The organism is Kitasatospora sp. NPDC096077, assembly GCF_040303245.1.
In the GTDB taxonomy this organism is placed as follows: domain Bacteria; phylum Actinomycetota; class Actinomycetes; order Streptomycetales; family Streptomycetaceae; genus Kitasatospora.
The window spans coordinates 1-8,561 of record NZ_JBEOSV010000047.1 but is presented as its reverse complement, the minus strand read 5'-3'; the positions used below and the strand labels follow the sequence as shown (position 1 = coordinate 8,561).

Genomic DNA, 8,561 nt, shown 5'->3' with positions numbered 1-8,561 from the left:
CCCCGCCCCCGGCGCCCCCGCGCCCCCCCGGCCGGCCCCCCCCCACCCCGCGGGCCCCCCCCGGCCGCCCTTCCGGGTACGGCGAAACGCCGAGAGGCCCCTTGCTTTCGCAAGGGGCCTCTCGGCTGTCTGTGCGCCGCCAGGGACTCGAACCCCGGACCCGCTGATTAAGAGTCAGCTGCTCTAACCAACTGAGCTAGCGGCGCCTGCTGACAGAGAAGACTCTAGCAGTGGCCCGCGGTCGGGCCAAAATCGAATACCGGCCGCCCCCCGTTCACCCGCCGGTCACGACCGCCGGCTCGGCCGGGACGGCCCCGCCGGGCTCGCGCGCCGCCCGTACACAGGCCCACAGCACCACCGAGGCCCCGGGCAGCCAGGGCTCCCGGTCCTCCGGGGCGACGATCCAGCGGCCCGACCCCTGGCCGGGGGACTCCGGGCCGTGCACCATCCGCTGCAGCGGCGGCACCGTCACCGCGTCGCCCCTGCCGTGGCAGAGCAGCGGCGGCACGTCCCGGGCCCATTCCTCCCAGGCCAGCAGTCGGCGCAGCCGTGGCGCCGCGCCGGGCTGGACGAACAGCAGGGTGCGCCCCCGGTAGCCGGCCACCGGGCCGCAGCCGGGGCCGGAGGCCCACAGTTCGTCCAGCACCCGGCGGCCGAACAGCGACGGCATGCTGATCACGTCGAAGGCGCGCCCGCAGGGCAGCACCGAGGGCGCCCACGGGCGGGCCTCCCAGAGGGCGCGCATGCTGCGCGGGTACTCGCTGGCGGAGGCCAGCCAGGCCTCCCCGGCCACGGTGACGTACTCCACCGACTGGTGCGTCCAGATGTCCACGCCCAGCAGCCTGCGCCGTGCGCGCCCCCGGTGGGGCGGAAAGCGCCGTTCGCCGGACAGGGCGGCGGCCGATCCCGTACCCTCCGCCGCTGGCATATGCCAGCGGCCGCAGGTCGAGGTCTCAGTCCTCGTGGCGGCGCGGCTGGAGCAGGCCGCGTCCGTACTCGATCATCTTGGTGGCGTAGTCCGGGGTCCAGTCCGCCCGCTCGGCCACCTCGGTGTTCGACAGCGCGTCGAACCGGCGCGGGTCGGCCAGCTGGGCGGCGGCGACGGCCTGGAAGTCGGTGGCCCGCTCGGCGGCGGCCCGGAAGGCCAGGGCCAGCTCGGTGGAGCGGCGCAGCAGCTCCGTGGGGTCGTCGATCGATTCCAGGTCGAAGAATCGTTCCGGCTCCGGTTCGGCGGACTGCGGCTCGAACAGGAGCTGCGCGGGGCGCAGACGCCTGGTGGACTCGGGCGTCTCGGCGGGGGAGTCGGGCATGGACGGACACCTCCGGGGTCTCGGTGAGGGTGGGCGGCGGGCTGCTCCGGGCCGCACCGCCCGGGCGTGGCCGCCGTCCATTGTCTCGCGGCGGCGGCCGGTAGCGGAACGGTGCGCATGCAGGCGCTATTCCCGGGCACGCGCCGGAACGGCGCTCCGGGCGCCGCGCTTCCGGATCGCATGCGAACCGGTTGTTCCGGGTGCAGCAGTCGCCCACCGAACCGGGAGCCCCCCATGCGTGCACTGTCCACCGGCCTCCTGCCGGCCGTCGTCGTCCTCGCCCCCGTCGCGCCCGTCGCCCTCGCCGCGCCCGCCTTCGCCGCCGAGACCGCCAAGGTGGTCACCGGGGAGCCGAGCAGCCCGGGCGGTGTCTCGACCGCGACCTGCCCGGCCGGCAGCCACCTGACCGGTGGCGGCTACCGCCTCCAGCCCGATGCGGCCGGACCGGTGCGCGTCAACGGGCCGACCGCCGACGCCACCGGCTGGAGCGCCCGGGCCGAGCAGGGCTCGGTGGTGGCCTACGCGGTCTGCGAGACCGAGGACTGACCGTCCGGGACCGGCGCCGACCACCTCAGCGCAGGCGCACCCGGTGGCCGCTCAGGTGCTGGAGGACCTGATGGTTGGCCTCCCAGCCCTCGGAAAACAGCTTGACCATGGAGGTAGCGTCGAGGGCTGTAAGGCAAGGGAGGGAACCACATGTCACATCAGCCGAGCCCGGGGATCCGGGTCCTGAGCATGCGTCGTATCAGCCGGGACTCCGAGGACAGCTCTGCCCTGGTCCGCCAGGCCGAGGCCCAGAGTGCCGCCATGACGGCGGGCAAGTACGTCTCCGCCGGGGAGGTCGAGGACTCGTTCGTTTCCGGTGCCGTCAGCCCGGAGGACCGGCCCAACCTCGGGAAGTGGATGCGTGAGCCGCTCTGGTACGAGTGGGACGCGATGATGGTGACCTCGCTCGACCGCATCACCCGCAACCAGACCCACTGGGAGCTGTTCGCGGACAAGTGCTACCAGGGCGGGAAGGACATCATCTGCCTGGATGACCCTTCACTTGACATCACGCCCGGCAACGGCCGGATGATCGCCTACATCAAGGCGACGCAGGCACAGGGGTACAGGGAGGCGATCGTGCAGAAGCGCCGGGACCAGACTCAGTACTACCGCGACGAATCGCTGTGGGGTGGTGGGACATGGCCGTTCGGCTACCGCGCGGTCCTCACGGAGCACAACGGCCGCCAGCGCTTCAAGCTCATCATCGACCCCGTGACCGGCCCTCTTGTTCGAGAGGCCTACGAGCGGATCGTGGAACAGGGCTGGACCATGGGCCGGGTCTGCACTGATTGGACCAGTCGAGGAGTTCTGACCTCCCAGGACTACCAGCGGAGCGTGAACGCGGCTGAGGGCAAGGCCGGCGTGAAGCACGAGATCAAGGGCTCGAAGTGGCTCACGTCTACCCTGAGCAAGCTTCTCAAGAAGCCGGTCCTCAAGGGGATCGCCATGCACAAGGGCGAGCCGCTGTTGCGGGACGGTATCCCGGTGCGCTGGGCCGATCCGATCCTCTCCGACGAGGAGTTCGACCAGTTGCACGCGGCGGTTGCAGAGCTGGGTAAGTTCCGGGCCGGGATCAAGTCGAACGCCTCGCCAGCGGCTGGTGTCTTCTTCTGCCCCTGTGGCAGGAAGATGTACGAGAACAGCTCAAACACGACGTTGGCCAACGGTGAGCCAAAGCGGCACGAGTACTTCCGTTGCTGCTCGTGGTCCAACGGGACGTCTTGCCCGTTCTCGGTCTCGTGGCCGCAGAGCCTCCTGTACAGCGTTGCTGAGCACGGCTTCCTGACCATGGTTGGCGAGGAAGAAATAACGGAACGGATATATGTGCCGGGAAAGGATAACCGGAGGCAGATCAAGGAATTGGAAGGTGCTATCGAAAACCTTTCCAACTCCATCGCTCTGGCTACTTCGCCGGTCGTCATCGAGACCGTCACCAAGACCATGGAGCGCCACGCGGCCACCCTCGGAACCCTCAAGGCCGAACCTTTCATCCCGGGCCGGTGGGAGGTGCGCGGGACCGGGCAGACCTACGCTGCGAAGTGGGCGCGAATGGATGGCTGGAAGGAGCGCGGGCCCTTCCTCCGGCAGACCGGATTCAGGATCTTTGTGTGGGGCCACCCGAAGAAGAAGGACCACGATGCCGCCGTGTATGTCATTCCTCCGAAGGACATCGCGCTGAAGGCAAACGAGGCAGGTGGCCCGACTGTCGAACCAAGTGACCAGCAAAGCTGGGATCTGGCTGCCTTGAAGGTCTTTTCCGATATCCTTGATTCGGAGATCAAGTCCCTAGAGGATGAGTCGACTGTCGACTGATGACAGCTAGCGCGATCACATAACTGAATAACACCAGCCCCCGAGGTGACTCGGGGGCTTTTCATTTCCCGCAAGAGATATTTAGGAGATTTATGGTCTACCACTTCACCAAGCTCTACCGGCCCCAAGGCCGGAACCCGGCTGTCGGTGCGCCTGGGCTCCAACTACACCTCAGGCTCTTCCTTCTTGCCATGGACCGCATGCAGCGGGGCGGACATGCCCCTCTGGGCTCCGGAGAGCTGCAACTGATCCTCACCCACCCGGATGGCCGGCCGTTCACCAAGGGCCGGTACTCGCAGGCCCTGACGGCCCTCAAGGGTGCTGGGCTGCTCGCCCCGTCTGCCTCGGCCCGGTGCCTGCTGATACCCAACACAGTGGCCAGCATGGACGCGCCGTCGCGGCGGAAGCTGGAGGAATGTGCCACGCACGGCCACAACCTTCCCTGGGACGGCGAGGCGAACGACTGGCTTCACGAGACGGAGGAGGAGGCCCGGTTCTGGCGGACCGAAGCGGACAACATCAGCCGGGGCGGCTCTGCCTTTGCTGCCACTGACTGGGCCCGGGCTCTCCGAGAGAGGCCGAGGTTTAACGCAACGGGCTCCTCGGCCGCTCAACCGCAAGGGTGACCATCACGGCCCTTCTTAATACAGAGGTTGCTGCCTGGGCCGAGTGAGCGAGGCCCGGTGACTCTAGTAGCTACTCCAGTAGGGCCGCCTTCAAAGGGCGGCCTTCTATGAGTCTCACTGTGACTTAGGTCTCTCCTATGGCCCCACTGTCCGAGAGTGGGGCCAGGCGACACATACGTCTTTAGTAGAGAAGAGTTTAGAGAAGAAGTTCTCTACTGAGAATTACAGATCTGATTCCGGGGTGTTGGTCTGGCACCCCGGTTCTCAGGTACTGGCCCCGGCTTCCTCCTCCTGGGAGGCCGGGGCCTCTTCCTTTTCTCTTTCTGATACTCAATCGTTTGCTTTGGAGAGCCTATGTATGACCGTGTGAAGGGAAAGGCCCGGAGGGTGAGCCTGGGCCTGTCCGTCAAGGATCTGGCCAAGCGTCTGGGGGTGACTGCCCAGGCGGTCTACCAGTGGGAGCGCGGGGAGCGTAAGCCCAGCCTCCCGATGTTCGTTGCTATCGCCCATTGCCTTCGGATTCCTCTGGACTCCCTGATGACCCAGGCCAAGGACACTAATACCCGGCAGGCAATCGAGCTTGCCCAGGCCAGTGTTAAGACCAAGAACGGAGCCTGATAGATGACTGACATTGATTCTTTTGAAGGCGGCGAGCAGCTGGATTCTCAGACGCCAGCGATTGTGCCGGCCGACCCTTCCGAGGGCATCCGGGCGGAGGTCCACCGCGAGTACGCGGGGAACCTCGCTCTTGCGGAGCTGCGGATTCAGGCGGCCAAGGATGAGATCGACCTTCCCGAGGGATTCACTGACTACCTGGACGTGTCCAGGCTGACCGATGATGACGGCCAGCCCATCGGGGATGTCATCACGGAAATTCTCAAGCCCTTCCAGAAGAAGATGAAGTTTGCGGAACTTCAGGGAGCTGGGTACCACCGGAATCCGGCACCGGTGTTTCAGCCCCGGCCCTCGCTCGATGCCCGTCACCGTTAATATCGGAGGTTTGTTTTGAACAGCAATGATTCGGCCCCGGCTTCTGACGAGAGCGCGGCTCTCCTGGCCGAGCTCGACAAGTGGAAGTCCCTTTCTCACGCCGCCAACGCCGAGCTGGAGACCCTTCGCCAGGGGCATACGGCCCGGGTAGAGGAATCCGCGGAGCAGGTCCGGGCCGAGGCCCGTAAGGCCATGCTCGCTGAAATTGGCCCTCGTCTGGTCGAGGCTGAGATCAAGGCCCAGGCGGCTCAGGCGGAAATCGAGATCACCGATCTCCGGTTCATGGACTTCAACCAGTTCCTCACTCCTGAGGGAACGGTGAACGTGGAACTCGTTGGTGAGCTCATCAAAAGCCGCAACCCCAAGCCGCTGTACTCCCAGGATCTCGGCCTAGGCCGACAGGGTGGTCCGATCCAGAGCTTCAGCTTCCAGCCCCGTTCTCTCGACGCACGATACCGATAACCGTTAGGAGAAGTATTTGAGCTTCTACAATTTCAGTTACCAGAACCCGTCTTCCCGGACCTTCGTCAGTGAGGAGTGGAACAGTGCCCTGATCACGCAGCTTGATCCGCTGCTCGTGTGGGCCTCCCGCCTTGTGACCAACCGGTCCTATGAAGGTGACATCAGCAAGCGGGGCGATGTTGTGCATGTCAACAGCCTGGCAAGGCCGACTGTCGCGGATTACCGCCTTCCCGAGGGCATGACGGCCCAGCGGCCGGAAACCATTGATCAGGTTCTTCCGATCACTGAAGCGAAATATATACAGCTGTTGGTCGAAAATGTTGAACGGGTCCAGGTGGCGGGAGTGATGGGCTCCCCGATCAACCAGGAGATGGTGAGGGCCCTGGCCCGTGAGGCGGATACCTTCATGGGGCATGTGATCGCCACTGGGGCCACTCCCATGCCGAACGTGAAGGTGACGGCCGGGAACGCCCCTCAGGCCCTCTACGGGGCCGTCCTGGACCTCATGCTTGCCCTGGACGCCAACGACATCCCAGAGGGCCGCTACGTGGTCGTCTCGCCCCGTGTGAAGCGGTACCTGATCGAGCATCCGGCCATCGCCAACGCCGGGGCTTACGGTGAGGCCGGGGTCACTGCTAATGGTGTTGTGGCCCGCCTGGCAGGCTTCACGGTGCTGTCCACCACCGCAATGCCAGCCGGGGCCGACATCGTTGCCGGACACTCGCGGTTTGCGACGTTCGCTAGCCAGCTGAGCGGCTTCCGGAGCGGCCAGAGCGAGAAGTACCGGGCCGATTACATGGACGCCGCCCATTTCTATGGCGGGAAGATCGTCCGACTCCCCAACCTCGATACCGTCAAGCCGGACCGCACCTTCGATGAGAGCAAGCCCACGAAGGGCATTCTCCGCGTTGCTGTGGATTGGCCTGCTTCCCTGATCTAGACCCTGACGGGCCCCGCCTTCTTGGCGGGGCCCGCTTTTTTGCTTTGGGGCCTCAGGGCGTCCTCTCAGGCCGGTAATGGGAGTGCTCCATGGGCCCGGTGTCCTCCTCACAGAGCGTCCGCGGAAGCGGCTCCTCGGGGGCGTCGGGGTCCTGGCCGGCGGCAGGAACAGAAAGAGCCCCCGGCCCCGAACGTTCGGGGCCGAGGGCTTGGTCCTGCTCGAACTCGAAGAGGATGGCGACGTTCGCCGTACAGCCAGAGCTACCGGTCCTCGGGGCGCAGGATGCCCATTTCGCGGGCTTCGTCCACACCGATCTCAGGAACGTCCTGTGCGGCAGGCACGGCCTGGCCCGTCGCGATCTTCTCTTCGATGTCCCTGAAATCGGCCGCGATTTTCTCCTGTTGCTGCCTCTCCCGTTCATCGGCTCGGGCTCTTTCCTCAGCCTGGGCCTTTCTTTGGGATTCCTCTTGTTGCGCCCGTTCGGCGATCTCAGTGGCGCTTCTGAAAATTTCCCCATAGTAGCTTGACATGTTCACTCCTTTGGGAGTGGAAATACTCATAGTCGTGGGCCGATAGCTTCGCGTCCCATCGCAGGCGACCGAAGCTATCCGCTCGTATGCAGTCGGGCTGTACACGACTGCTGTCAATCCCGCTTCCACCTGCCATATTGCGCCTCAAAGGTGGTACCCGCAAGCGAGGGAGTAGTCACTCTCTGTGGCCAGCCATGAGGTCGGGACCAGGAGATATGTCGGGCTATCTCGCCGTGGTGACAGTCCGTACATAACCGATCTCGCTCATTGAGGGCCGCGTGCACCCGGAGCACCGCGGACTCGTCGGCCTCCGGGTTCTCCGCCTGGGCCCGGTCCAGCTCGAAGAGGACGATGATCCCTGCCATGAGAGAAGCCTGAGCCACCCCACGGTTCTGAGCATCTCCAACGCGGCCTTCGGGGGCCGCCTGGCGAGTGGAACACTCATTCGAATGGGCCGTTAGCTGCCTGGTTTACCGGGGAACAACTGAGGCAGTGCCATCTTTCACCGGGAGTGCTCAATGAAGCGACGGCTTCACACGGCCGGCATCGCCGTAGCCGCCACCGCCCTGTGCCTGACCGCCGCAACCAACGCCCAGGCTGCCACGGGCAAGCTAACCATCAACAGTAAAACCTATCAGGACCCACCCAGTGGGACCTGCTACAACCCAAATCCTCTCCGTGTTACTACACCCACTGGAGGGGTTCTGTGGTATTACATCCAAGTTTCCAACCAGACCGACCGCACCGTCCTGGTCTATTTCGAAAAGAACTGCTCGGGAAATCCGAGCGGGGGTTTTGCTCCTGGCGAATCAGGTAATCCGTCAGTAAGTAAATATGGAGGCAGCGTTAAGGTGGGCTTTTGATCTCAGCTGGCAGATCCCATCCAGATGGCCCCCTCTTCAGGGAGGGGGCTTTCTTGTTTCTCCAGTCAGAGAAGAGGGCTGGAGAAGACACTTCTGTGGGGGTATATAACAACCCCCACAAAATAGATGTATGTGTCCGCGGAGCCCAGTCGAGGACACTTTCTGTCAAAGAGTGGCCGGCGTCACGCTAAGAGCCATCGATTCATTCATTCAAGGTCGTCGAAGAGTCCGCGGAGCGGCATTCCCAGCCCCGAGGGGCCCCAGAAGGCCCCCAGAGGGCCCTGAAACGGCTTCTGAGCAGCCCTGGAGCCCCCGCCGGCCGCCGGGACGGCCCTGACGCCCTCCGGCCCCCCGAAAGATTCAAACCCGTACAGAGGGTGAGGACGGTGCCCCCGGCGGGTCATTACAAGGAATCAACCCTGATTACCCCCAGTTACATTTATAATGTAGTTATCAAGAAGAAATGCACTCGTGATGCG

Annotated in this window: 11 protein-coding genes and 1 tRNA gene; 8 read left to right on the top strand and 4 right to left on the bottom strand. The window is 64.7% G+C overall.

Annotated elements, in window-relative coordinates; all coding sequences use genetic code 11:
- Window positions 1-132 precede the first annotated feature (132 nt).
- From ABTZ03_RS30510 to ABTZ03_RS30500, 3 genes are all read right to left on the bottom strand, one after another.
- A tRNA-Lys gene (locus ABTZ03_RS30510) sits at window positions 133-206 on the bottom strand.
- 68 nt (window positions 207-274) lie between these two features.
- Entirely contained in the window at window positions 275-832 is a 558-nt protein-coding gene (locus tag ABTZ03_RS30505; protein WP_350516343.1) for a bifunctional DNA primase/polymerase, read from the bottom strand.
- Window positions 833-953: 121 nt separating this feature from the next.
- Window positions 954-1,310: a DUF8844 domain-containing protein gene (locus ABTZ03_RS30500; RefSeq protein WP_350516342.1), complete on the bottom strand. Its 357-nt coding sequence runs from the start codon at window positions 1,308-1,310 to the stop codon at window positions 954-956.
- A 234-nt stretch (window positions 1,311-1,544) separates the two neighbouring features.
- Between ABTZ03_RS30500 and ABTZ03_RS30495 the strand changes: the two genes are divergently transcribed.
- From ABTZ03_RS30495 to ABTZ03_RS30465, 7 genes are all read left to right on the top strand, one after another.
- Window positions 1,545-1,856 carry a hypothetical protein gene (locus tag ABTZ03_RS30495; RefSeq protein WP_350516341.1) on the top strand — a complete coding sequence of 104 codons (312 nt, stop codon included), beginning with the start codon at window positions 1,545-1,547 and terminating at the stop codon, window positions 1,854-1,856.
- A gap of 150 nt (window positions 1,857-2,006) precedes the next feature.
- The gene (locus tag ABTZ03_RS30490) at window positions 2,007-3,671 is read left to right on the top strand and encodes a recombinase family protein (RefSeq protein WP_350516340.1); all 1,665 of its coding nucleotides are present in this window, start codon (window positions 2,007-2,009) and stop codon (window positions 3,669-3,671) included.
- A 191-nt stretch (window positions 3,672-3,862) separates the two neighbouring features.
- A complete protein-coding gene (locus tag ABTZ03_RS30485; RefSeq protein ID WP_350516339.1) occupies window positions 3,863-4,297 on the top strand; it encodes a hypothetical protein in 435 nt (144 codons plus the stop codon).
- Between the two features lie 387 nt (window positions 4,298-4,684).
- A complete protein-coding gene (locus ABTZ03_RS30480) occupies window positions 4,685-4,915 on the top strand; it encodes a helix-turn-helix domain-containing protein (RefSeq protein ID WP_350516338.1) in 231 nt (76 codons plus the stop codon).
- Between the two features lie 3 nt (window positions 4,916-4,918).
- On the top strand, window positions 4,919-5,287 hold the full coding sequence (locus ABTZ03_RS30475; protein WP_350516337.1) for a hypothetical protein: 369 nt from the start codon (window positions 4,919-4,921) through the stop codon (window positions 5,285-5,287).
- A gap of 15 nt (window positions 5,288-5,302) precedes the next feature.
- Window positions 5,303-5,749, top strand: a complete 447-nt coding sequence (locus tag ABTZ03_RS30470) for a hypothetical protein (protein ID WP_350516336.1) — start codon at window positions 5,303-5,305, stop codon at window positions 5,747-5,749.
- A gap of 16 nt (window positions 5,750-5,765) precedes the next feature.
- On the top strand, window positions 5,766-6,689 hold the full coding sequence (locus ABTZ03_RS30465) for a phage major capsid protein (protein WP_350516335.1): 924 nt from the start codon (window positions 5,766-5,768) through the stop codon (window positions 6,687-6,689).
- Between the two features lie 260 nt (window positions 6,690-6,949).
- Here the strand turns inward: ABTZ03_RS30465 and ABTZ03_RS30460 are convergent, their stop codons facing one another.
- Window positions 6,950-7,219: a hypothetical protein gene (locus tag ABTZ03_RS30460; protein ID WP_350516334.1), complete on the bottom strand. Its 270-nt coding sequence runs from the start codon at window positions 7,217-7,219 to the stop codon at window positions 6,950-6,952.
- A 518-nt stretch (window positions 7,220-7,737) separates the two neighbouring features.
- On the opposite strand from ABTZ03_RS30460, the gene ABTZ03_RS30455 reads away from it, so the two are divergent.
- Window positions 7,738-8,082, top strand: a complete 345-nt coding sequence (locus ABTZ03_RS30455) for a hypothetical protein (protein ID WP_350516333.1) — start codon at window positions 7,738-7,740, stop codon at window positions 8,080-8,082.
- Window positions 8,083-8,561: the final 479 nt, after the last annotated feature.